This window comes from Streptomyces sp. NPDC005648 (assembly GCF_040605395.1).
GTDB lineage: Bacteria > Actinomycetota > Actinomycetes > Streptomycetales > Streptomycetaceae > Streptomyces.
Genome location: NZ_JBEXCS010000028.1, coordinates 70,711 through 94,058 on the forward strand (window position 1 = coordinate 70,711; position 23,348 = coordinate 94,058).

Consider the following 23,348-nt stretch of genomic DNA (forward strand, 5'->3'; position numbering starts at 1 on the left):
GGCTGTCTATCACCCGGCTCCCGCGACCGGACAGCGAATTGGCCCCCCGGGCACCACCCCTCCGTGAAGTTGCGTGCCCTCGCCGCGCGGTACCTTCGACCCCACGCCGATGAGGAGAGTCAACGTGAGCAAGTTCGTGCGGCCCGCAGCCGAGGGAGCCGACCCGTTCGGGACCGCCCGCCTGAGGCGAGGCGTGCTCGACGCATGGGCCACCAGCCCCGCCCGCTTCCGCGAGGACGCCAACGCCGAGGAGGATCTGGTCCTCGGCGGCTACCGCGACCGACTCGTCGTCGAACTGGCCCAGAACGCCGCCGACGCGGCGGCCAGGGCGGGCGTGCCGGGCCGCCTCCGTCTCACCCTCCGCGACGGCGTCCTGTTCGCCGCCAACACCGGCGCCCCCCTCGACGCGGCCGGCGTCGAGTCCCTCGCCACCCTCCGTGCCTCCGCCAAGCGGGACACCGACCAGGGCGCGGTCGGCCGTTTCGGCGTCGGCTTCTCCGCCGTCCTCGCCGTCACCGACGAACCGGCGGTCGTCGGCCGCCACGGCGGTGTCCGGTGGGCGCTGGGCGAGGCGCGGGTGCTGGCCGCGGAGACCGCGCGGCACAGCCCGGGGCTGGGGGACGAGATCCGGCGGCGCGACGGTCATGTCCCGCTCCTGCGGCTCCCGTTCGCGGCCGAGGGAAGCGCCCCGGAGCCGTACGACACCGTGGTCATCCTGCCCCTGCGTGACGCGGCCGCCGCCGACCTCGCCGAGCGGTTGCTGACCGCCGTCGACGACGCCCTCCTCCTCGCCCTGCCCGGCCTGGAGGAGGTGATCGTGGAGACCGGCACCGGCACCGCCCGCACCCTGCGCCGCTCCACCGACGGACCCCTCACGGTCGTGGAGGACTCACACTCCGGTGCCACCCGCTGGCGCACCGCCTCCGCCCACGGCCCCCTCAGCCCCGACCTCCTCGCCGACCGGCCGGTCGAGGAACGTCTGCGCCCCCACTGGTCGGTGACCTGGGCCGTCCCGGTCGACGAGGACGGCAGCCCCGGGCACCCCCGCAGCGCCCCCGTCGTCCACGCCCCCACCCCCAGCGACGAGCCCCTCGGCGTCCCCGCCCTCCTCATCGCGTCCTTCCCCCTCGACACCACCCGCCGTCACGCCGCCCCCGGCCCGCTGACCGACCATCTCGTCCAGCGGGCGGCCGACGCCTACGCCGGACTCCTCGCCGACTGGCGCCCGGTGGGCGAAGGGATCATCGGCCTGGTCCCCGGCCCGCTGGGCAAGGGCGAACTGGACGGCGCGCTGAGGGCCGCGATCCTCGAACGCCTCCCGCGCACCTCCTTCCTCCCGCCCGCCGCCGAACAGAGCGAGGGCGACGGCACCCGTCAGGCCGGGGCGGCGCGCGACGACGAGCCGGGCGCGGGAGACGACCACGAGCTCGTCCTGCCCGAGTCCCTGCGGCCCCGTGACGCGGAGGTCGTGGAGGGCGCGGGGGCCGAGACGGTACGGGTGCTGGCGGAGGTCCTGCCGACCCTGCTCCCCGCCGGGCTCGAACGCCGGGTCGAACTGCGGACCCTGGGCGTCGCCCGGGTGCCGCTCACCGACGCCGTCGACCGGCTCGCGGGCCTGGAGAAGGACCCGGGCTGGTGGCGGCGGCTCTACGACAGCCTCGCGGGCGTCGACCCGGACCGGCTCTCCGGCCTGCCCGTCCCGCTGGCCGACGGCCGTACGACCATCGGGCCCCGCCAGGTGCTGCTGCCCAGCCCCGACGCCGCCCCCATCGACCCGGAGGTGCTGACCCGCCTCGGCCTGAAGGTCGCCCACCCGGACGCGGCGCACCCCCTGCTGGAGAAGCTCGGCGCGCTGCCCGCCACCCCCCGTGCGGTCCTCACGACCCCCCAGGTACGGGCCGCCGTGGCCGCCTCCCTCGACGACGAGGGCGGCCTCGACTGGGAGCAGCAGGCCCCGGACGCCGAGGAGCTGGCCGACACGGTCCTCGCCCTCGTACGCGACGCGGGCCTCGAACCCGGCGACGAACCCTGGCTCGGGGCGCTCGCCCTGCCCGACGAGGACGGGGAGCTGGCGCCCGCCGGTGAACTGGTCTTCCCCGGCAGCGCGTTCCACCAGGTCATGCGGGAGGACGAACTCGCGACCGTGGACGCGGAGTTGGCGGACCGCTGGGGCGAGGGCCCGCTGGCCGCCTGCGGAGTGCTCGCGAACTTCGCCCTCGTACGGGCCACCGACGTCGTCCTCGACCCCGACGAACTGGAGCCCCGCGAGGGCGACTTCGCCGAACCGGACGACGCGGGGCTGCTGGACGCCGTGGACGTGTGGACCGAGGACGTCCTGGACCGCTTCCCGGACACACCGGTCCCGCCGGTCGCCACCGAGCTGGTCGCCGTACGCGACCTGGACCTGGTGGACGAGGACAAGTGGCCGCAGGCGCTGGCCCTGCTGGCGCAGCCGCCGCTCCGGGACGCCCTGACCCAGCCGGTCCGCATCCTGCTCCCCGACGGCACGCACGAGGTCGTACGCCCGTACACGGCATGGTGGCTGCGCGGTCACCCGGTGCTGGACGGCCGCCGCCCGGCGGGCCTGCTCGCCTCCGGCGGCGACCCGCTGCTGAGGGGCCTCTACGACGAGGCGGACGCGACCGGATTCGACGACGAGCAGGTGCTGCGGGCCCTGGGCGTCCGCACGTCGGTGTCCGCCCTGCTCGGCGAACCCGGCGGCGCGGCGGAGCTGCTGGACCGTCTGGCCGACCCGGACCGCGCGGTCACCGGAGCCCAACTCCACGCGCTCTACGGCGCCCTGGCCGAACTGGACCCCGAGCAGGTCACCCTCCCGGACGAGCTGCGTGCCGTGGTCGACGGCCGGGTGGAGGTGGTGGACGCGGCCGACGCGGTGGTCGTCGACTCCCCGGACCTCCTTCCCTTCACCGAGGGCGTCCCCCTGCTCCCGGTGCGCCCGGCACGGGCGGCCGAGCTGGCGGAACTGTTCCAGGTGCGGCGGCTGAGCGAGTCCGTCACGGGTGAGGTCGACTCCGAGGGCACGGAACACGACGTACCGGAGTCGGTGCGCGTGCTGCTGGGCCCGGGCACCCCGTCGACGTACGTCGAACACGAGGAACTCGTCGTGGACGGTGTGGAGCTGGACTGGCGCCTCACGGCGGACACCGTCCTGCACGCGTCCACCCTGGAGGGCGTGGCCGCCGGCCTCGCGTGGGCCGCGGGTCAGTGGCCGCGGCGCTTCGAGGTGGCCGCGCTGCTGGAGGATCCGTCGCGGACGGGGGAGTTGGCGCGGGACCGCTGGTTCGACTGAACGGCACCGTTCGTTCACGATCTCCGGATTTCTCGCACCAATTTCTTACCTCCGTACAACCATTGACTCCTGTCACGGGTCTGATCAGGTGAGCCAACAGGCTCCCTGATCACTTTTTCCACGTGGGGAACTCCATGCGTATACGTGCCACTGTGGCCGCCGTCTCCGGCGCCCTGGCCCTCTCCGCCTTCGTCATGCCGGCCGCGCAGGCCGCCGACGGCTCCTCGCTCGGCAAGGACGACATCGCCCAGGCCGCGCAGGCCGTCAAGCAGGCGGCCTCGCACAGGACCGCGTTCAGCGCGTCCGCCGCCGCCGACACGGGCACCCCGTACGCGATCAACGCCACGTTCTCCAACGTGAAGATCAACAACGGCAAGCCGATCGTCGCCGGCACCGCCGCCAAGGTCTCCGTCCCGGTCACCTACACCGTCACCCACGACGCGGGCTTCGACCTCAGCGCCTCCGACGTCTGGGTGGACGTCGAGATCTACCGCGGCGCCTACGACGACCCGGACAACCTGCTGTTCGGCGACGACTGGCCGACCTGCACCGACACCTCGACGACCACGTCCACCTGCAAGGGCACCATCGACGTCTACCCGGACGTCGACCTGCTCTCCAACGCCGACGCCACCACCTGGAAGGCCGACGGCTACGTCATCGACTGGAACGACCAGGACCCGACCTCCGACAGCATCGACTTCAGCAAGGTCGGTCTCGCCACGCAGGACGAGCTCACGACCACGAAGCTGCAGCGCCTGTCCAAGCTGACGGTCAACGCCGCTCCGGAGCCGGTGAAGAAGGGCAAGACCATCACGGTCACCGGCAAGCTCTCCCGTGCCAACTGGGAGGACCTGAAGTACCACGGCTACACCAACCAGTCGGTGAAGCTGCAGTTCCGCAAGAAGGGCAGCAACACCTACACCACGCTGAAGACCATCAAGTCGGACTCCACGGGCAACCTGAAGACCACGACGAAGGCCACGGTCGACGGCTACTTCCGCTACAGCTTCGCGGGCACCTCGACCACCCCGGCCGTCAACGCCACGGGTGACTTCGTCGACGTGAAGTAGGCGCGGAGCACACGCGCGAAGGGACGGCCGCCGCGGACGGGGACTCCGACGGCGGCCGTTTCTCCGCCCATGGCAAGGGCTTCGTAATGCCCGAACAAAAATCCGCGTCAGTCGTACAACCCTCCACGTGTGTCACGGATCTGATCGTGCGAGCCAACTGGCTCCACCATCACTTTTCTCCACGTGGGGAACTCCATGCGTATACGTGCCACTGTGGCCGCCGTCTCCGGCGCCCTGGCCATCTCCGCCTTCGCCCTGCCCGCCGCGCACGCCGCCGGCGCCTCCGACTCGTACCGGGCGGATGTCGCGAAGGTTCTGCGGGCCGCCCACTCGGCCACCGGCAAGTCCGCGTTCAGCACCGCCACCGCGGCCGACGACGAGCCGTACCCCCTGAACGCCACCTTCTCCGCCGTCAAGGTGAACAGCAACAAGGCGATCGTCGTCGGTGCCACGGGGCACGTGAAGGTCCCGTACACCTTCACGCTGACGCACGGCACCGACGTCGACATCACCGCGACCGACTTCGCGACCGGGGCGTTCGTCTACAAGTCCGCCTCGTCCGAGCCGCAGTTCGGTGACGACCCGGCCACCTGCACCGCCACCTCGACGACCGTCGCGACCTGCAAGGGCGTCATCGACATCTACCCGGCCGCCAACGACGAGCAGACCGACCTCGCCAACAGCGACGCGGGCGCGGTGAAGGCCGGTGCCATCGCCATCGCCCTCAACGGCCAGGACCCGGCCAGCAGTGACTTCGACATCACCAAGGTCGGCTACGCCTCGCAGGACGGCTTCGCCTCGCCGAACCTGGAGCGCCTGTCCAAGCTGACGGCCGACGCCACGCCCGAGCCGGTCAAGAAGGGCAAGACCATCACGGTCACCGGCAAGCTCTCGCGTGCCAACTGGGACACCAACAAGTACGCCGGCTACGCCGGTCAGAAGGTGAAGCTGCAGTTCCGCAAGAAGGGCAGCAGCACCTACACCACCGTCAAGACCATCACCACCACGTCGACGGGCACCCTGAAGACCACGACGAAGGCCACGGTCGACGGCTACTTCCGCTACAGCTTCGCGGGCACGTCGACGACCCCGGCCGTCAACGCCACGGGCGACTTCGTGGACGTGCGCTGACCACCGCGCCCCCGGCCAAAGCCGAGCACTAAGCGGGAACGCGGCGGTCTACCCACTTCCACAGCAGTTCCAGGGTGGCCGCCGCCACCGCCGCGATGCCCACAGCGACCCACGGCATCGTCACGCCCACCAGCTTCAGCGCGAAGAAGTGCTGCAGCCAGGGGACGAAGAGCACGAAGAGGAACGCCACGCCCATCGAGGCGACGAGGACGATCCGCCACCAGGTGTAGGGACGGGCGATGATCGCCAGCACCCACATCGAGATCAGGAACAGCGTCAGGGTCGCGGCACTGGTCTCCGCGTCCAACGAGCCCTCTCCGACGTAGTAGTGACGGGCGATCAGATACGTCACGAAGGTCGCGACCGCCGCCACCACCCCGCCCGGGATCGAGTAGCGCATCACCCGCCGGACGAAATGGGGCCTCGCCCGTTCCTTGTTGGGCGCCAGGGCGAGGAAGAAGGCCGGCACACCGATCGTCAGGGTCGACAGAAGCGTCAAGTGGCGCGGCAGGAAGGGGTATTCGACCTGCCAGCAGACCACCAGGATCGCCAGCAGGACGGAGTACACCGTCTTCACCAAAAACAGCGTCGCCACCCGCGTGATGTTGCCGATGACCCGGCGCCCCTCCGCCACCACCGACGGCAGCGTGGCGAAGCTGTTGTTGAGGAGGACGATCTGCGCCACCGCCCGGGTCGCCTCCGAGCCCGACCCCATCGAGACGCCGATGTCCGCGTCCTTCAGGGCCAGTACGTCGTTCACCCCGTCGCCCGTCATCGCGACCGTGTGCCCGCGTGACTGCAGCGCCCCCACCATGTCCCGCTTCTGCTGCGGGGTGACCCGGCCGAAGACCGTGCCCTCCTCCAGCGACTTCGCCATCTCCTCCGGCGCGGAGGGCAGCCGGCGGGCGTCCACCGTGCGGCCGTTCAGCCCCAGCTTCGCCGCCACCGCGCCCACCGACACCGCGTTGTCCCCGGAGATGACCTTCGCCCTGACGTCCTGCTCGGCGAAGTAGCGCAGGGTGTCGGCCGCGTCGGGGCGCAGACGCTGTTCGAGGACGACGAGGGCGGTGGGGCGGGCGCCACGGGCCGCCTCCGGGGCGTCCAGGTCGCCGGTGGCGCGGGCCAGCAGCAGGACGCGCAGGCCCTGCTCGTTGAGGCGGCCGGTCTCCGCCAGGGCCGGGTCGTCCGCCTCCAGCAGCACGTCCGGCGCGCCCAGCAGCCAGGTGCTCGACTCGCCGTTGCCCTCGCTGAAGCTGGCGCCGCTGTACTTGCGGGCCGAGGAGAAGGGGAGCGACTCGGTGCAGCGCCACTCCTCCACGTCCGGATAGGCGTCGATGATCGCCTGGAGGGAGGCGTTCGGTCGCGGGTCGGACTCGCCGAGGGCACCGAGGACCTTGCGTACATACGACTCGTCGGCCCCCTGCAGCGGCCGGAGTTCGGTGACGTCCATGCCGCCCTCGGTGAGGGTGCCCGTCTTGTCGAGGCAGACCGTGTCGATACGGGCGAGGCCCTCGATGGCCGGCAGCTCCTGCACCAGGCACTGTTTCCGGCCAAGTCGGATGACACCTATCGCGAAGGCGACCGAGGTCAGCAGGACCAGACCCTCCGGGACCATCGGCACGATGCCGCCCACCGTGCGCGCGATCGAGTCCTTCAGCCCGTGCTGTTTGACGAAGAGCTGGCTGATGACCAGGCCGATCGCGGTCGGGATCATCATCCAGGTCACGTACTTGAGGATGGTCGAGATACCGGTGCGGAGCTCGGAGTGGACGAGCGTGAAACGGGAGGCCTCCTCGGCCAGTTGGGCGGCGTACGCCTCACGGCCGACCTTGGTCGCCTTGAGGGCCCCGCCGCCCGCGACCACGAAACTGCCGGACATCACTTGGTCTCCGGGCTTCTTCACCACCGGGTCGGCCTCACCGGTCAGCAGCGACTCGTCGATCTCCAGTCCGTCCGCCTCGACGCACACCCCGTCGACCACGGCCTTGTCCCCGGGCCCGATCTCGATGAGGTCGTCCAGCACGATCTCGGAGGTGCTCACCGGTGCCGCGACACCGTCCCGTCGTACCGTCGGCTTGGTCTCGCCGATCACCGCGAGCGAGTCCAGGGTCTTCTTCGCCCGCCACTCCTGGATGATCCCGATACCGGTGTTGGCGATGATCACGTACCCGAACAGGCTGTCCTGGAACGGCGCGACGAACAGCATGACCAGCCAGAGCACACCGATGATCGCGTTGAACCGGGTGAAGACATTGGCCCGGACGATCTCGCCCATCGACCGGCTGCTGCGCACCGGCACGTCGTTGACCTGCCCCCGCGCCACCCGCTCGGCGACCTCGGCCGCGGTCAGACCACGCGCGGGCACGGGGACGGGCACGGGGTGCACGGGGTCGAGCTCGGCGCCCGCGTCGATATGGGTCATGCATTCGACGGTACGTGGCGATATGGGGCTTCACCCGCCGAGTGACCGGAAGATCCGACCTGCGGAGGAGCGAAGTCCTGCGGTGGTTGTACGGGCTAGCTCGCCGAGCCCGACTCGAGTGCCGCCGCCCGCTTGATCGCCGCGTCCCGCCGCCGCACGAAGTAGACGCCGTAGAGCCCGAGCACCCCTCCGGCCAGACAGGTCCACAGCCACCACAGGTGGCCGTGGTCGTCGAACCAGCCGTAGAAGGGCAGCTGCACCAGGAAGAGGACGAACCAGAGGATCGTGCCGCCGGTGATGGTGGCGACGACGGGCCCCTCCAGGGGTTCCGGCGCCTCGTGCTTGGGTGTCCACTTCGCCATGGGGACAGCTTACGAGGCGATCACATCTACGCGCGGAGATGGCCTTCGGCAGATTTATATGTTCATACTGAAACGGTTTCCACCCGATCTTGTCTCATTCCACTCGTAGGAACAACCAATGTCTACCTCGGCCACCGCCAAGGCCCCCGCCCCCGAACAGCCGGGGAAGACACCCGCCTCGGGCGTACTCGACCGCTACTTCAAGATCTCCGAGCGCGGCAGCACCCTTCCGCGCGAGATCCGCGGCGGCTTCGCCACCTTCTTCGCGATGGCCTACATCATCGTGCTGAACCCGATCATCCTGGGCAGCGCGAAGGACATGTACGGGCACCACCTGGACAACGGGCAGCTGGTGACCGCGACCGCCGTCACGGCCGCCTTCACCACGCTCCTCATGGGCGTCATCGGCAACGTCCCGATCGCGCTCGCCGCCGGCCTCGGCGTGAACTCGGTCGTCGCGCTCCAGCTCGCCCCCCGGATGTCCTGGCCGGACGCCATGGGCATGGTCGTCCTCGCCGGCTTCGTCGTGATGCTGCTGGTCGCCACCGGTCTGCGCGAGCGCGTCATGAACGCCGTGCCCTACAGCCTGCGCAAGGCGATCTCCATCGGTATCGGCCTGTTCATCATGCTGATCGGGCTCGTCGACTCCGGCTTCGTCACCCGCATCCCCGACGCCGCCCAGACCACCGTCCCACTCCAGCTCGGCGCCGACGGCCACCTCAACGGCTGGCCGGTCCTCGTCTTCATCCTGGGCGCCCTGCTCACCCTCGCCCTCATCGTCCGCAAGGTCTCCGGGGCGATCCTGATCTCCATCGTGACGATGACGGTCCTCGCGGTGGTCATCAACGCGGTGGCGACCATCCCGTCCTGGGGTCTCACGACACCCAAGTGGCCCGGCAACCCGGTCGCCACCCCCGACTTCGGCCTGATCGGCAAGGTCAGCCTCTTCGGCGGTTTCTCCAAGGTCGGCGTGCTGACCGGCATCCTGTTCGTCTTCACGGTCCTGCTGTCGTGCTTCTTCGACGCGATGGGCACGATCATGGGCGTCAGCGACGAGGCCCGGCTGACGAACGCCAAGGGCGAGATGCCGGGCATCAACAAGGTCCTGTTCGTGGACGGCCTCGCGGTCGCGGCCGGCGGTGCCAGCAGCTCTTCCGCCACCACCTGCTTCGTGGAGTCCACGGCCGGCGTCGGCGAGGGCGCGCGCACCGGCTTCGCGAACGTGGTGACCGGCGCGCTCTTCGCCGTGGCGCTCTTCCTCACCCCCGTGGCCACGATGGTCCCGTCGCAGGCGGCCACCCCGGCCCTGTTCGCGGTCGGCTTCCTGATCCTCGCCGGTTCGGTCAAGGAGATCGACTGGGCCGACTACACGGTCGCCGTCCCCGCCTTCGTGACGATGGTGATGATGCCCTTCACCTACTCGATCACCAACGGCATCGGCATGGGCTTCATCACCTTCGCCCTCCTGCGTCTGGCCGCCGGACGGGGCCGCGAGGTCCCGGTGGCGATGTACGTCGTGGCGGCGGTCTTCGGCTTCTACTACCTGATGCCGGCGCTGGGTCTGACCTGATCGGCGGGCGTCATGTGACCCCGTAGAACTTCTCCGTCTCGTCGACGGCGGTCTGGAACCGCTCGTCGAAGTCATCCCGAATGAGCGTCCGGACGACATAGTCCTGGACGCTCATTCCCCGTTTGGCGGCATGGTGCCGGAGCCGCTCGAGCAGCTCCCCGTCTATCCGCAGGCTGAGCACTTCGGTCCCCATGCACACGAGGGTCGCTGCCCGGCTCCGGGGGATGTTCACTTTCCGCTGCGGTCTCACCCGTACGGGTGACGTTCCCGTTTCAGTGGCCTGTCTCACGGGAATCCTCCCGCGCGTCAGCTTGTTTAGCCAGAGTAATGAGTTACTCTAAAGAGATGCCGGACCTCACCCATGGCGACGATGCTGCCGCCGTGAACTCGCTTCGCTCCGCAGTCATGCGGCTGTCCCGTCGGCTCAAGCACCAGCGTGTCGACGAGTCCCTGAGCCCCACCGAGATGTCGGTGCTGGGCACCCTTTCCCTCTGCGGCAAGGCCACCCCGGGCGAGCTCGCCCGCAAGGAGCACGTCCAGCCGCCGTCGATGACCCGCATCGTGGCGCTGCTGGAGGCCAAGGGCCTGGTCCGTCTGGAGCCGCACCCCGAGGACCGGCGTCAGAAGGTCGTCACCAAGACCGAACAGGCCGAGGCCATGCTCGAGGAGAGCCGCGCCAAGCGGAACGCCTTCCTGGCCAACCTGGTCGACGGCCTCGACGAGGACGAGTGGGCGAAACTGCGCGCCGCCGCCCCCGTACTGGAGAAACTCGCACACCTGTAACCAGCGGTGCGTCGCACACGAGCAAGCACTGCACTGCACTGCACAAGGAGGGGACACCTTTGAGTTCGGGACCCGGAGCAGAATCCGCCCCCGCACCTGACACCACCCACAACTCCCCGCCCGTCCCCGGATCCGCGCGCAAGTCCTCGATGTTCAGCTCGCTGAGGGTCCGCAACTACCGCCTCTTCTTCGTCGGCCAGGTCGTCTCGAACATCGGCACCTGGATGCAGCGCATCGCCCAGGACTGGCTGGTCCTCAGCCTCACCGGCTCCGCGACCGCCGTCGGCGTCACCACGGCACTGCAGTTCCTGCCGATGCTGCTCTTCGGCCTCTACGGCGGTGTCCTCGTCGACCGCCTCCCCAAGCGCCGCACCCTGCTGTTCACCCAGTCCTCGATGGGCGTCGCCGGCATCGCGCTCGCGGTGCTGACCCTGACCGGCCAGGTCCAGGTCTGGCACGTCTATCTCGCCGCCTTCGCGGTCGGTCTCGCCACGGTCCTCGACAACCCGGCCCGCCAGTCCTTCGTCTCCGAGATGGTCGGCCCGGCCCAGCTGCAGAACGCGGTCAGCCTCAACTCGGCGAACTTCCAGTCCGCCCGTCTGGTCGGCCCGGCCGTCGCGGGCCTGATGATCACCGGCGTCGGCACGGGCTGGGCGTTCCTCTTCAACGGCCTGTCCTTCGTGGCGCCGATCGTCGGCCTGCTGCTGATGCGCGCGCGTGAGCTGCACGTCGTCGAGCGCGCCCCGCGCGGCAAGGGCCAGCTGCGGGAGGGACTGCGCTATGTCGCCGGGCGCCCCGACCTGATCTGGACCATCGTCCTGATCGGGTTCGTCGGCACCTTCGGCTTCAACTTCCCGGTCTATCTCTCGGCCTTCGCGGACGACGTCTTCCACGCCGGAGCCGGCTCCTACAGCCTCTTCAACACGCTGATGGCCGTCGGCTCCCTGGTCGGAGCCCTCCTCGCGGCCCGGCGCGGCACGACCCGTATGCGGGTGATGATCGCCGCGGCGGCGGCCTTCGGCGCGCTGGAGCTGGCGGCGGCCGGGGCCCCGTCCCTCTGGCTCTTCTCGCTGCTCATGGTGCCGATAGGCGTCTTCGGCATGACGATCAACGTCACCGCCAACACCGCCGTCCAGATGGCCACCGACCCCGCCATGCGCGGCCGGGTGATGTCCCTCTACATGATGGTGTTCATGGGCGGCACCCCGATCGGCGCACCCATCGCCGGCTGGATCACGGACACCTACGGCGTCCGGGCCGGCCTCGCGGTCGGCGGCGCCATCGCGGCCGCGGCGGCCGTGGTGATCGGCCTGGTGCTGGCCCGCGTCGGCAATCTGAGGCTGTCGGTGGGCTGGCACGGCGGCCACCCGCAGGTGCGGTTCGTGCCACGGGAGACCGAGGAGCAACTGGCCCCGGCGGCGTGAGGAGCGGGGTCAGTCGCGGGGGAACTCCCCGGTTTCGAGGACCAGCCCGACGGCGGTGCCGGTCAGGTCGACGTCCTCACCGAAGGGGAAGCTGACATCGCTGTGGTACTTGCCGTCCTTCGGCAGGGTGTGCAGGTGCCACTCGCCGGTGTACGGGTCCACGATCAGGTACACGGGCACTTCGGCCGCGGCGTAGGTGTCCTTCTTCGGGCCGTAGTCGTTGCCCGCGGTGTCCTTGGAGATGACCTCGACGACGAACTCGACGTCCTGGTAGCGCCAGCGGCCCCTGCCGTCCTTCACCGACCGTTCGGCCATGGCCGCCAGGTCGCAGGCGAAACCGTTCAGATGCCCGGGGAAGTCGATCCTGACGTCCGAGGCCAGGCGCTTGCGGGGGTACTTGGTGCGCAGCTGCTCGGCGATGCCGAAGATGATCTCCCAGTGGTTCTGCCGCTGCGGTGACATGAAGATGTTTCCCCCGACGATCTCGATCTTCGTTCCCTCGGGGATGGGCATCTTCTCGAGGTGCTCGAACAGGACGTCCAGAGTCAGCTCGCCGCGCTCCTCGGCCATCTCGATCCTGTCTTCAAGAACGGTCACGGTCGCGCTCCTCCCCGGCTGCCGCTCGGTCACGGACAGCCGCGCGGTACAACGATACGCACGGTGACCGAGTCACGCGGGGACGTGGCGGCGAGACTTGCCCCATGAGACTCTTCGCCGCGGTGCTGCCCCCCGAGGACGTCGCAGAGGAACTCGCCGTGGCGGTCGCCGGGTTGAGGAAGCTGCCGGGCGCGGACCGGCTGCGCTGGACGGGACGCCCGGGGTGGCACTTCACCCTTGCCTTCTACGGCGAGGTCGGCGACGACGTCGTACCCGGTCTGTCGCGGCGGCTGGAGCGGGCGGCGCGGCGGACCGGGGCGTTCGAGCTGGCGGTGCGCGGCGGGGGCCAGTTCGGGCACGGGCGGGCGCTGTGGGCCGGGGCGGAGGGGGATCTGGCGGCGCTGCGGCTGCTCGCCGACCGGGCGGAGGCGGCGGGGCGCAAGGCCGGGGTGGAGATGGGGGAGCACCGGCGGTACAAGGCGCATCTGACGGTGGCGCGGAGCCGGGACGCGGTGGAGGTACGGCCGTATCTGGAGGCGCTGGACCGGTTCGCCGGCTCTCGCTGGACGGTGGGGGAGCTCGCGCTGGTGCGGAGCAGTCTGCCGACGTCCGGGGTGCCGGGGGAGCAGCCGCGCTACGAGACGGTCGCCCGTTGGGCGCTCGGGGGCGCCGGTTAGGCTCGGGGCGTGGACCCGAAGACCCGGAACCGGATCATGGCCGGTGTGCTCGTGCTGTTGTTCGTTGTCGTGGCCCTGGCGGCGGCGCTCGGAAAGTGACCGAGCGCCCACCGCCGTGGTCCGCCTGACCGCCGGTGCTACCAGGCGAAGGCCTCCGGAGAGGGGCCGGGGCCGGGGAAGATCTCGTCCAGGCCCGCCAGGAGTTCCTCGCTCAGTTCCAGCTCCACCGCCCTGATCGCGGACCGCAGCTGCTCCGCCGTACGCGGGCCCACGATCGGGCCGGTCACTCCGGGGCGGGTGAGGAGCCAGGCCAGCGCGGCCTCGCCCGGTTCCACGCCGTGCTTGTCCAGGAGGTCCTCGTAGGCCTGGATCTGGGCGCGGATGGTGGTGTCGGCGAGGGAGTCGGCGGCCCGGCCGCTCGCCCGGCGCCCGCCCTCGACCTCCTTCTTGATGACGCCGCCCAGCAGCCCGCCGTGGAGGGGTGACCAGGGGATGACGCCGAGGCCGTACTCCTCGGCGGCCGGGATGACCTCCATCTCGGCGCGGCGTTCGGCGAGGTTGTAGAGGCACTGCTCGCTGACGAGGCCGATGGTGCCGCCGCGGCGGGCGGCGATCTCGTTGGCCTGGGCGATCTTGTACCCGGGGAAGTTGGAGGACCCGGCGTAGAGGATCTTGCCCTGCTGTACCAGTACGTCGACGGCCTGCCAGATCTCCTCGAACGGCGTGCGCCGGTCGACGTGGTGGAACTGGTAGACGTCGATGTAGTCCGTCCGCAGCCGCTTGAGGCTGGCGTCCACCGCCCGTCGGATGTTGAGGGCGGAGAGCTTGTCGTGGTTGGGCCAGGCGTCGCCGTCGGCGGCCATGTTGCCGTACACCTTGGTGGCGAGGACGACCTTGTCGCGGTGGGCCGCGCTCTTGGCGAACCAGTTCCCGATGATCTCCTCGGTACGGCCCTTGTTCTCGCCCCAGCCGTACACGTTCGCGGTGTTCAAAGATCAACTTTGACGCCATGATCCGAACCGCATACCGTCACCCCTTGTGCGCGATGCGTGACACAGGGGAGAGGGAGAACGAGCATGGCGAGAGTTCTGGGTGTGATCCGACTGTCGAGGGTGTCGGACGAGACCACATCGCCGGAGCGTCAGCGTCGGTCCATCCAGCGATGGGCCGATCAGGAGGGGCACGTCGTCGTGGGGTGGGTCGAGGACATCGACGTGTCCGGCGGGGTAGAGCCGTGGAAGCGTCCGGAGTTCGGCAAGTGGCTTCCCTCGACCATCGGGAAGGAGGTCAGCGCGATCGAGCACCGGATCGCGGTGGAGGAGTCGCGCGCCGACGAGTACGACGTCATCTGTGCGCTGAAGATCGACCGTCTCTCGCGACGCGTGCTACACGTGCACGCCCTCCTGGAGTGGTGCGAGAAGAACGGCAAGGAGGTCGCCACCGTCGAGGACGGGATCAACCTCAACACGCAGATGGGGAAGCTCCTCCTCAGCCTGATCGCGTCCTTCGCGGAAGGGGAGCTCGAAGCCATCAAGGCGCGGGCCAAGTCCTCGTACAACCACCTGGTGAAGGAGGGGCGCTGGCGCGGCGGCCGCACTCCGTACGGTTACCGGGAGGAGAAACAGGAGACCGGCGACGGATGGAAGCTCGTCCCGGACGACTACGGGACCGACACGGCCGGGACGCTCCGTGAGATCGTCCGCCGTCTCATCGCGGGCGAGTCGGCGAACAGCATCGCGCAGTGGCTCAACGAGGACGTGTCGAAGACCCCGACGTCACTCGACGCCCAGATGATCCGTAACGGCAAGACCCCGAAGGGAAGCCGCTGGACCGCCGCGAACACGGCCAAGGTCGTACGTTCCCGCTGCATCCTGGGGCAGGTGGAGGTGTCCGAGGAGGTGATGGTCGACGGGGAGAAGACGACACGACGCCGGGTCGTCCGGGACGCGGACGGCCAGCCCCTCCAGCGCGCGGAGCCTCTGATCACGCACGAGGAGTGGGAGCTGGCCAACAAGAAGCTGGACGAGAACACCAGCAAGCGCAACGGCAACCGCAAGGGTGGGTCCCCCTTGCTCCAGGTCGCGTTCTGCACATGTGGGGAGCCGGCGTATCTCGCCCCTGGCCGTAACTGGCCCTACTACCGCTGCGCCTCCCGTACCACGCACAAGCCGTGTCCGACCGGAAGCAAGGGCATCGCGGCGCACACGCTGGAGGACGCCGTGGGGAAAGCGTTCCTCCTCGCTGCAGGGGACGTCGAGATCGTCCGGAAGGTCTTCCGGCCGGGCGTGGACTACACGCGCGACATCGAGGAAGTGAACCGCGCCCTCTCGGACCTGAGGGAGGACCGCGAGGCGGGCCTCTACTCCAGTGAGCTGGGCAAGCAGGAGTACCGGGAGGCGTACAGGCGGTTGGACGCGCGACGTGAACAGCTCATCGCGCAGCCCACGCGCCCGGACACCTGGGAGGAGATCCCGACAGGAGAGACCTACCGGGAACGGTGGAGCACGTTGTCGACCCAGCACGAAAAGGGCAGGGAGCTACGCGCCGCAGGGGTCAAGGCCGTCATCCATGCCGAGCCGATTCCCGGGATGACCGCCGCGCAGCTCATGGCTCCCGATGGCCATGACGGGATGTGGCAACACCCAGTCGGGAGGGTTCAGGTTCTGATCCCCATGGACTTCAAGCAGCGTCTGCGCAATATGGCGGCGGTCCACAGCGAAGGCTGACCAACAACTGAATGCGACGAGGAGGGCCTGTGGTCGGGGCCCTCCTGCGCGTTTGTAGGATGCCCGGCAGGTCGCCGCCGTCGCTCCCGACCGCAAGAGACCGAGTCCAGGCCCGATGCCCTGGGCGCCCAACCTGTGAAGCGCCGTGCCTCCCGCACGGCACCCCCGCGAAGAAGGGAGACTCCCGCCGTCCGGCGGGGTCGCCGGCGCACCCTCGTGCGCCTCACAGGAAGGAGCCGCGAACCAGTGGCCATCAGCTTCGGGCATGACCGCCCGTGGGGCGGAGTCTCCCAGCGCGAATACCAGCGCAAGGCGCAGGACCCTCTACACCCGCTGGCCCACCGTGTCCACTTCGCCGCCATCGGATGGGCCGACCGTCACGGGCACGCGGCCTTCGCCCCTGGGAAGCTGGCCACCCTCCTCGGCAAGGACGGCAAACCCCTGTCTGACCAGAGCACGAACAACGCGATCGCACGCGCCAAGAGGCTCGACCTTGTATCGCCCCGGTCGGGAGCCGCTTGCCTTGTTCTTGGTTCTCACCTCTTCCAGAAGGGGAAGGGCGCTCCGGTGCCGTGCCGCGTCCATCAAGACCGGTGAACCACACATCGTACGTGTAGCCAGCACACGCCAGGCGTGTACCGGCATTGCCAGTGGCCTGCGGAAACGTTCGCTTCCTCTCTCTTCTTGTCCTCACTTGCGGCCCCGAAGGGGGCCGACAGAGGGAAGCCTCGTTCGATCTACGGCAAGCGCAGTAGGGGCGCAGTAGCGCCCCGAAGAGACGGGCATTGGCGAAGCGGTAGAGAGGATGGGCGGCCGAACGGCCGCCACAGTCTGAAGCCGCTAGACGAGCCATTCCGATGTGATCAGTGGTCGTAAGCGATCAAGGATCGTGTGACGGGCTGGCGGGTCTTGTGGTTGTGCCAGATCGCGGCGGCCATCGCGAGGATGCGTTGGGCGACGCGGACGGCGACACCTTCGAAGGTCCGCCCGCCATGCTGTTCCAGGTCGAGCTGGCCTTTGAGGGTGTCGTTGACCGACTCGATCAGCTGCCGCACCGACTTCAGGAGGCTCTCGCCCCTGCGCTTCTTCTCGCGCTTGAACGACGGCCGCAGCAACTCCGCACCCCGGAAGGCCAGATCGGCCTCGAACTCCTTGGAGGCGAAGCCTTTGTCCGCGATCACCAGCAGGTCCGGCCGGTCCGCGGCCAGGTGCGGTTCGCGGTCCAGCATCGCGGACAGCACCTCCCGCTCGTCCAGCTTCGGGTTCGCCAGTGCCCACAGGATGGGCATCCCGGTCGGGGCTCCAAGTGGTAGGAGCCATGGCGGAGTTCGAGCGCAGCCTCATCATGGAGCGCACCCGCGCCGGACTCGAAGCAGCCAAGGCGCAGGGGCGTACCGGCGGACGGCCGTCCGTCGTGAACGAGGACGTGCTGACCGTGGCCCGCGCCAGGAAGGCGAAGGGAGAGAGCGTCAGTGCCATCGCCAAGACTCTGGGCGTCTCCCGGGCCACGCTGTACCGGCACCTCGGAGACGACTCCTGACGGCGGAACCTGATGCCCTTGCCTGGAGCGGACTCGAAGCAGTTGGCTTGTGGCCCATGAAGTACACCCAGCTCGGACGCACCGGACTCAAGGTCAGCCGACTCGTTCTCGGCACGATGAACTTCGGTCCGCAGACAGACGAATCAACCAGCCACGGCATCATGGACGCCGCTCTCGACGCGGGTCTGAACTTTCTGGATACGGCCAACGTCTATGGGTGGGGTGAGAACAAGGGCCGCACCGAGGAGATCATCGGAACTTGGTTCGCCCAGGGTGGCGGGCGGCGCGACAAGGTCGTCCTCGCCACCAAGGTGTACGGGAACATGGCGGGCGACGGGGACGTCTGGCCCAACCACGACAAGCTCTCCGCGGTGAACATCCGACGAGCCGTCGACGCCTCCCTCAAGCGGCTGCAGACCAACTACATCGACATCTACCAGTTCCATCACATCGACCGGTCGACGCCGTTCGAGGAGATCTGGCAGGCGATCGACGTCCTGGTCCAGCAGGGCAAGATCCTCTACGCGGGGTCGTCCAACTTCCCCGGCTACAAGATCGCCCAGGCAAACGAGACCGCCGCCCGGCGCGGCCGCATGGGCCTGGTCAGCGAGCAGTGCCTCTACAACCTCGCTGAGCGCCGCGCCGAGATGGAGGTCATCCCGGCCGCGCAGGACTACGGCCTCGGTGTCATCCCCTGGTCTCCGCTGCACGGAGGACTGCTCGGCGGCGTCCTCAAGAAGGAGGCCACACAGGGGCGCCGGGCGAGCGGCCGCGCTGCCGACGCGCTCAAGGACACCAGGACACGCGAGCTGATCCAGGCGTACGAGAACCTCCTCGACAAGCACGGCCTCGAGCCCGGTGAGGCGGCACTGGCCTGGCTGCTGACCCGCCCCGGCGTCACCGGCCCGATCGTCGGCCCTCGCACGCAGGAGCAGCTGGACTCGGCGCTGCGCGCCCTACAGCTGGAGCTGAGCGAGGAACTGCTGACGTCTCTGGACGAGATCTTCCCCGGTCCCGGACCGTCTCCCGAAGCCTTCGCATGGTGAGGTAGCGGGTCTGTGTCGGAGTCGTCGCCTTCTACTTGCGTTAGGGGTGGGAGGCGGCGGCTTCGTCGTTTCCCACTCGGGGTCCGCAGGAGCGGTGAGCGTCAGCGATGCGCTGCTGCAGAACCTGGCGTCAAAATTGCCGGTTGGTGGTGTCGAAGAAGTTGATGCCCTCGGCCAGCGCCGCGTCCATGATCGCGTGGCTGTCGGCCTCGTTCGTCTGCGGTCCGAAGTTCATGGTGCCGAGGACCAGTCGGCTGACCTTGAGTCCCGTGCGTCCGAGCTGCGTGTACTCCATGACCACCCAGTCAACGGCTTCGAGTGCGCTCCAGGCAGGAGCGTCGAGGAGGGTCTAGAAACTCCAAGAGACGGCAAGAGAGGTTGACATGGATCGCTCCACGATGGTTATCTGACGGCGCAGAGTTTGAAACTTCAATCTATTCATCGGATCCCAGCATGAGACGTCTGGAGCGCACCATGCCCCCCACCACCTCCGCCCGCAGGGCCGTCGTCGCCCTCCTCGCCGCCACGGCGGTCCTGGGCGCGGCCGCCGTACCCGCCGTGGCGGCCCCGCACGGCCCGGCCGCCGGGCACTCGGCGTACGGCCAGGGCGGCTACGGCGACCTCGCCCGCTTCGGCTACCAGAAGGCCGTCGCCATCACCGTCGTCAAGAGAGTGTTCGAGCACGGGGACACCTCGGTCGTCGACCGCTACGTACGACCGGACTACATCCAGCACAACCCGACCGCGGCCGACGGGGCGGCGGGCCTCAAGGCCCTGGCCACCTCGATCCACCAGCAGTTCCCCGACGCCCGGTACAACGTCAAGCGAGTCATCGCCGAGGGCGACCTCGTGCTGCTCCACTCGAACGTGGTGCTGGTCCCCGGCACCAAGGGTGCGGCCGTCATCGACATCTTCCGCTTCCAGGGCGGCAAGATCGCGGAGCACTGGGACGTGATCCAGAACGTGCCGGACACCACGGCCAGCGGCAACGACATGTTCTCCACGCTGAGTTCACCGCAGGTCTCGCAGCCCCTGGACCACCGGCTCACCCAGGCCAACAAGGCGCTGGTCGTCAAGGCCTTCGACGAGCTCATCGTCCACAAGGACCTGACCGCCCTCGACCGCTACTGGGACCCCGGCTACCTCCAGCACAACACGCAGATGGAGAGCGGCGTGCCCGCCGCGAAGGTCGGCCTCGGCGCTTACTTCGCCTCGGCACCGCAGCTGACGGTCATCCCGAAGCGGATCATCGCCGAGGGCGACCTGGTGGCCATCCACAGCGACTACATCAACTATCCGGGAGACCGGGGCACGGCGATCCTGGACCTGTTCCGGGTGCGGAACGGCAAGATCGTCGAGCACTGGGATGTCATCCAGAACGTCCCGGAGACCTCCGCCAACGGCAACGGCATGTTCTGACGGCAACGGCATTTTCTAGATGCCTGCCGGGCCCCACCTCTCACCCCCGCCCCGGTCAGCCGATGTACGCGGTGACGAACACCGCCCGGACGCGGGTGCCGTCGGCCGCCTCCCAGGCACCGCTGACATGGCCGGCCGCCGTCCCGGGGCGGGTGTCGGGTGCGGTGGGGTCCAGGACGCGGTGCACGCGCAGGGCCGTGCCGTTCGTGCCCGTCAGGATCGTGCTCCCCTCCTCGTCGGTGGCCTCGACGGGCCACGGCGCGGAGGGGAGGGCGGGGCCCGCGCAGGAACGGGTGACCTCGTGGTCGGGGGTGTCGCTGATGCTCTGGGCCTGGGCCTGGACGCGGCCCTCGATCAGCGCGACGAGTTGGGCGTACAGCACCGGGTCGTGGCAGCCGTCGTAGGCCCAGCGCGGGCCGAGCACACCGTGCTCCATGGTGCCGACGAGGGCGTGTTCCGCGCCGGGGAGCGGGTCGCCGCGGTAGGTGAGGGGGACGTGGTAGGCGACGGGTTCGGGGCCGGAGGTGTCGATCACCACCATGAACTCGATCCCGACCTCCCCCTCCGGATCATCCAGCCGAAACCCACCGGCCCTGCTCAACTCCGGAGTCCCGCTCCCCACGTACCACGGCCGGGTCGGCAGCCAGGCGGTGAGGAGTTCCAGCTTGGTGGGCTTGACGGTGGTTTTGTGGATGATCGCCATGGCCGGATTCTGCCAGTCAGTCGCGCGGGAACTCATCCGTTTTCAGGGTGAGGCCCAGGTCCGTGACGGTGAGGTCGACGTCGGCTCCGAAGCCGACCGTCGTCTCCGTCATGTAGTCGCCGTCCTTGGGCTGGGTGAACAAGTGGCACTTGCCCTGGTAGGGGTCGGCGATGAGGTAGACGGGGACTTCGGCGACGGCGTAGGCGGCCTTCTTGGACCCGTAGTCGTTGTGCGCCGTGCCCTTCGAGATGACCTCGGCGACGAACTCGACGTCCTGGTGGCTCCAGAGCCCCTTCTCGTCCTTCACGGCGTCCTGGGACACGAGGGTCACATCGGTGGCGAAGCCGTTGAGGTGACCTGGGTAGTCGATCCGCACATCGGACTTCAGGCGCCTGCGCGGGTACTTGGTGCGCAGTTGCTCGACGATGTCCAGGATGATCTCCCAGTGCGTGTCCCGCTGCGGCGTCATGAAGATGGCCCCCTCGACGATCTCGACCTTGTAGCCCTCGGGGGTGGTCCGCTCAAGCGACTCGAACAACTCGTCCAGAGTCAGCTCGCCGCTGTGGTCGGCCATCTCGATCCTGTCTACGAGGACGGTCATCGTGGCGCTCCTCCCCGGCTGCCCCACGGACAGGTACAGCCGCGCGGTACAACGATACGCACGGTGATCCGGAAACGCCGGAATCCGGTCAGCTTGTTCCGGCCTCGTACGCTTGTCCGACGCCCCACGCCTGATACATCGCGTCCGCGAAAGCCGCCGCGATCCTGTGCTCGCCGCTAGCGTTGGGGTGGGTGCCGTCGTAGGTGTCGAGGTGGATGTCGTACGACGGTGGCGGCGAGGCCAGCAGCAGGGGGGAGCGGGGTTCGTCCAGGTCGGCGACCGTCTTGGCCAGCAGCTCGTTGAACAGGGTCACCTGGGCCGCGAAGGGGGCGTCCTCGGTGGCGCGGACGTTCGGGATCACCGGCAGGAACGCCATGCGGATGCGCGGGTTGGCCGAGCGGGCCGCCGCGACGAAGGCGCGGGTGTTCTCCGCCGTTTGCTCCGCGTTCGTGTAGAAGCCCAGGTCGATGAGGCCGAGGGACACCAGCAGCACATCGGCCCGATGCGCCCGTACCGCCTCCCCGATCAGCGGCGCCATGTGCAGCCAGCCCTCGCCCCAGCCGGCCAGGTGGGCGCGGGGGAAGTCGGGATCGGCGTACTCGTACGACGTCGGGGCGTCCAGCGCCTTGTCGTGGAGGGTCTCGCGCGGGCCCACGAGGGTGAAGGGGCCGCCGTATGTGTCGCGGAGGTGCCGCCACATGCGGTAGCGCCAGGTGTGTTCCCCCGCGCTTCCGATCGTCATGGAGTCGCCGACCGGCATCAACCTGAGCATCCGCTCATGATGGACGATCGGCGGTGTCCCGTGGGGCGGGTGGGGTGTGAAGCCTGCCACGCCCTTGAACGGGCCGCCGGGATGGCAGGCTTGGGGTCATGCGCCGACCGTTCGCTCTCCTTGCCGGGGCCCTGCTCGTGGGCGCCTGCGCCCTGCCCGCGTCCGCAGCCACCGCCGCCGACGGCAAGGGGGACAAGGGGTTCACCATCACGGACCCGAGGATCACCGAGTCCAGCGGACTCGCCGCCTCCCCTCTCCACCCCGGCATCTACTGGACCCACAACGACAGCGACGACGGGCCGTACATCTACGCCGTCGACAGCGCGACGGGCAGGACGGTCGCCCGTGTCACCCTCAGCGGCATCGGCCGGCCCCGCGATGTCGAGGCCATCTCCATCGGGCCCGACGACCAGATCTACGTCGGCGACATCGGCGACAACCTGGGCGGCAAGTGGCCGTACGTCTGGATCTACCAGCTCTCCGAGCCCAAAAAGCTCGTCGACCAGACCATCCGGGCCACGCAGTACGTCGTGAAGTACTCCGACGGCGCCCGCAACGCCGAGTCGCTCGTCGTCGATCCGAAGACCGGGCGGCCGTACATCATCGACAAGAACGAGGACGGCGGCCACCTGTTCGAGGGCCCCGCGAAGCTCTCCTCCTCCGGGACCAACATCTTCCGCCCCGTCGCCACTGTCGACCTGTGGGCCACCGACGCCGCCATCTCCCCGAACGGCCGGCAACTCGCCGTCCGCGGCTACTTCGGCGGCATCTACTACGACTGGAACGGCGGCAGGATCAAGCGCGAGGGCCGGCTGGACGTACCGCTCCAGGGGCAGGGCGAGTCCGTCACCTACTCCCTCGACGGCACCAAACTCCTCTACGGCAGCGAGGGTTCCGACAGCCCCGTACAGGCGGAGGACGCACCCGGCGGAGCCGGCGCCGCCAAGTCACCTTCCAGCAGCGGCAGTTCGAACGCCTCCGGCAGCGATGGCGCCGGCGGCACGAGCGGCAACATCAAGGTCGGAGCGGTCGCCGTGGTCGTCGCCGGGGCGGTGCTCTTCGGAGCCCGGCGGCTGTTCCGCCGCAACAGGCCCTAGTACTCCAGCAGGATTTCGCTGTCTGACCTGGTCTTTTCGCCGGGTGGCGGGAGTGTAGCGGGACTTCGATCGTGCGGGGGCGGTCTCACGGAGAC

Annotated in this window: 22 protein-coding genes and 1 pseudogene; 13 read left to right on the top strand and 10 right to left on the bottom strand. The window is 69.2% G+C overall.

All coding sequences use genetic code 11. The features are described 5' to 3' along the window. Positions 1 to 124 precede the first annotated feature (124 nt). The 3 genes from ABZT17_RS18510 to ABZT17_RS18520 all read left to right on the top strand — a co-directional run bounded on the left by ABZT17_RS18510 (position 125) and on the right by ABZT17_RS18520 (position 5,514). On the top strand, positions 125 to 3,310 hold the full coding sequence (locus ABZT17_RS18510) for a molecular chaperone Hsp90 (protein ID WP_356350083.1): 3,186 nt from the start codon (positions 125 to 127) through the stop codon (positions 3,308 to 3,310). Positions 3,311 to 3,444: 134 nt separating this feature from the next. Then, positions 3,445 to 4,383: a hypothetical protein gene (locus tag ABZT17_RS18515; protein WP_356350085.1), complete on the top strand. Its 939-nt coding sequence runs from the start codon at positions 3,445 to 3,447 to the stop codon at positions 4,381 to 4,383. Between the two features lie 195 nt (positions 4,384 to 4,578). Beyond that, complete coding sequence (locus tag ABZT17_RS18520; protein WP_356350088.1) at positions 4,579 to 5,514, top strand: hypothetical protein; 936 nt, start codon at positions 4,579 to 4,581, stop codon at positions 5,512 to 5,514. A 28-nt stretch (positions 5,515 to 5,542) separates the two neighbouring features. Here the strand turns inward: ABZT17_RS18520 and ABZT17_RS18525 are convergent, their stop codons facing one another. Further along, positions 5,543 to 7,936 (bottom strand): HAD-IC family P-type ATPase, encoded by a 2,394-nt coding sequence (locus ABZT17_RS18525; protein WP_356350091.1) that lies wholly within the window; start codon positions 7,934 to 7,936, stop codon positions 5,543 to 5,545. A gap of 95 nt (positions 7,937 to 8,031) precedes the next feature. After that, positions 8,032 to 8,298 carry a DUF2530 domain-containing protein gene (locus tag ABZT17_RS18530; protein WP_356350093.1) on the bottom strand — a complete coding sequence of 89 codons (267 nt, stop codon included), beginning with the start codon at positions 8,296 to 8,298 and terminating at the stop codon, positions 8,032 to 8,034. Positions 8,299 to 8,416: 118 nt separating this feature from the next. On the opposite strand from ABZT17_RS18530, the gene ABZT17_RS18535 reads away from it, so the two are divergent. Continuing rightward, positions 8,417 to 9,868, top strand: a complete 1,452-nt coding sequence (locus tag ABZT17_RS18535; protein ID WP_356350095.1) for an NCS2 family permease — start codon at positions 8,417 to 8,419, stop codon at positions 9,866 to 9,868. 10 nt (positions 9,869 to 9,878) lie between these two features. Here the strand turns inward: ABZT17_RS18535 and ABZT17_RS18540 are convergent, their stop codons facing one another. After that, on the bottom strand, positions 9,879 to 10,061 hold the full coding sequence (locus tag ABZT17_RS18540; protein ID WP_356350098.1) for a ribbon-helix-helix protein, CopG family: 183 nt from the start codon (positions 10,059 to 10,061) through the stop codon (positions 9,879 to 9,881). 152 nt (positions 10,062 to 10,213) lie between these two features. Here ABZT17_RS18540 and ABZT17_RS18545 point away from each other — a divergent pair, with 152 nt between their 5' ends. Together ABZT17_RS18545 and ABZT17_RS18550 are read left to right on the top strand one after the other, a co-directional pair. Then, complete coding sequence (locus ABZT17_RS18545) at positions 10,214 to 10,651, top strand: MarR family transcriptional regulator (protein WP_356350100.1); 438 nt, start codon at positions 10,214 to 10,216, stop codon at positions 10,649 to 10,651. Between the two features lie 59 nt (positions 10,652 to 10,710). Further along, the gene (locus tag ABZT17_RS18550; RefSeq protein ID WP_356350102.1) at positions 10,711 to 12,075 is read left to right on the top strand and encodes an MFS transporter; all 1,365 of its coding nucleotides are present in this window, start codon (positions 10,711 to 10,713) and stop codon (positions 12,073 to 12,075) included. Positions 12,076 to 12,084: 9 nt separating this feature from the next. On the opposite strand, the gene ABZT17_RS18555 is transcribed toward ABZT17_RS18550, so the two are convergent. Then, positions 12,085 to 12,672, bottom strand: a complete 588-nt coding sequence (locus tag ABZT17_RS18555) for a Uma2 family endonuclease (RefSeq protein ID WP_356350105.1) — start codon at positions 12,670 to 12,672, stop codon at positions 12,085 to 12,087. A gap of 104 nt (positions 12,673 to 12,776) precedes the next feature. Between ABZT17_RS18555 and thpR the strand changes: the two genes are divergently transcribed. After that, positions 12,777 to 13,349: an RNA 2',3'-cyclic phosphodiesterase gene (gene thpR / locus ABZT17_RS18560; RefSeq protein WP_356350108.1), complete on the top strand. Its 573-nt coding sequence runs from the start codon at positions 12,777 to 12,779 to the stop codon at positions 13,347 to 13,349. Positions 13,350 to 13,486: 137 nt separating this feature from the next. Here the strand turns inward: thpR and ABZT17_RS18565 are convergent, their stop codons facing one another. Next, positions 13,487 to 14,341 (bottom strand): aldo/keto reductase, encoded by an 855-nt coding sequence (locus ABZT17_RS18565; protein WP_356350111.1) that lies wholly within the window; start codon positions 14,339 to 14,341, stop codon positions 13,487 to 13,489. A gap of 84 nt (positions 14,342 to 14,425) precedes the next feature. On the opposite strand from ABZT17_RS18565, the gene ABZT17_RS18570 reads away from it, so the two are divergent. Together ABZT17_RS18570 and ABZT17_RS18575 are read left to right on the top strand one after the other, a co-directional pair. Further along, positions 14,426 to 16,075, top strand: coding sequence for a recombinase family protein (locus ABZT17_RS18570; RefSeq protein ID WP_356350113.1), 1,650 nt, complete (start codon positions 14,426 to 14,428; stop codon positions 16,073 to 16,075). 246 nt (positions 16,076 to 16,321) lie between these two features. After that, a complete protein-coding gene (locus ABZT17_RS18575) occupies positions 16,322 to 16,672 on the top strand; it encodes a hypothetical protein (protein ID WP_356350116.1) in 351 nt (116 codons plus the stop codon). A 266-nt stretch (positions 16,673 to 16,938) separates the two neighbouring features. On the opposite strand, the gene ABZT17_RS18580 is transcribed toward ABZT17_RS18575, so the two are convergent. Next, complete coding sequence (locus ABZT17_RS18580; RefSeq protein WP_356350118.1) at positions 16,939 to 17,364, bottom strand: transposase; 426 nt, start codon at positions 17,362 to 17,364, stop codon at positions 16,939 to 16,941. Between the two features lie 17 nt (positions 17,365 to 17,381). On the opposite strand from ABZT17_RS18580, the gene ABZT17_RS18585 reads away from it, so the two are divergent. Together ABZT17_RS18585 and ABZT17_RS18590 are read left to right on the top strand one after the other, a co-directional pair. Then, positions 17,382 to 17,615 (top strand): recombinase family protein, encoded by a 234-nt coding sequence (locus tag ABZT17_RS18585; protein ID WP_356350122.1) that lies wholly within the window; start codon positions 17,382 to 17,384, stop codon positions 17,613 to 17,615. Positions 17,616 to 17,671: 56 nt separating this feature from the next. Then, positions 17,672 to 18,661, top strand: a complete 990-nt coding sequence (locus ABZT17_RS18590) for an aldo/keto reductase (protein ID WP_356350124.1) — start codon at positions 17,672 to 17,674, stop codon at positions 18,659 to 18,661. Positions 18,662 to 18,803: 142 nt separating this feature from the next. Here the strand turns inward: ABZT17_RS18590 and ABZT17_RS18595 are convergent. Further along, positions 18,804 to 18,956, bottom strand: a pseudogene (locus tag ABZT17_RS18595) (aldo/keto reductase); the annotation flags it as partial. A gap of 179 nt (positions 18,957 to 19,135) precedes the next feature. On the opposite strand from ABZT17_RS18595, the gene ABZT17_RS18600 reads away from it, so the two are divergent. Further along, positions 19,136 to 20,080, top strand: a complete 945-nt coding sequence (locus ABZT17_RS18600) for an ester cyclase (RefSeq protein WP_356350142.1) — start codon at positions 19,136 to 19,138, stop codon at positions 20,078 to 20,080. Positions 20,081 to 20,135: 55 nt separating this feature from the next. On the opposite strand, the gene ABZT17_RS18605 is transcribed toward ABZT17_RS18600, so the two are convergent. The 3 genes from ABZT17_RS18605 to ABZT17_RS18615 form a co-directional block, all read right to left on the bottom strand. Next, on the bottom strand, positions 20,136 to 20,783 hold the full coding sequence (locus ABZT17_RS18605) for a 1,4-alpha-glucan branching protein (RefSeq protein ID WP_356350126.1): 648 nt from the start codon (positions 20,781 to 20,783) through the stop codon (positions 20,136 to 20,138). A 16-nt stretch (positions 20,784 to 20,799) separates the two neighbouring features. Continuing rightward, positions 20,800 to 21,384 carry a Uma2 family endonuclease gene (locus tag ABZT17_RS18610; RefSeq protein WP_356350128.1) on the bottom strand — a complete coding sequence of 195 codons (585 nt, stop codon included), beginning with the start codon at positions 21,382 to 21,384 and terminating at the stop codon, positions 20,800 to 20,802. Between the two features lie 88 nt (positions 21,385 to 21,472). Next, a complete protein-coding gene (locus ABZT17_RS18615) occupies positions 21,473 to 22,156 on the bottom strand; it encodes an SGNH/GDSL hydrolase family protein (RefSeq protein ID WP_356350130.1) in 684 nt (227 codons plus the stop codon). Between the two features lie 98 nt (positions 22,157 to 22,254). Here ABZT17_RS18615 and ABZT17_RS18620 point away from each other — a divergent pair, with 98 nt between their 5' ends. Next, a complete protein-coding gene (locus ABZT17_RS18620) occupies positions 22,255 to 23,253 on the top strand; it encodes a WD40 repeat domain-containing protein (protein ID WP_356350132.1) in 999 nt (332 codons plus the stop codon). The last annotated feature ends 95 nt before the right edge of the window (positions 23,254 to 23,348 follow it).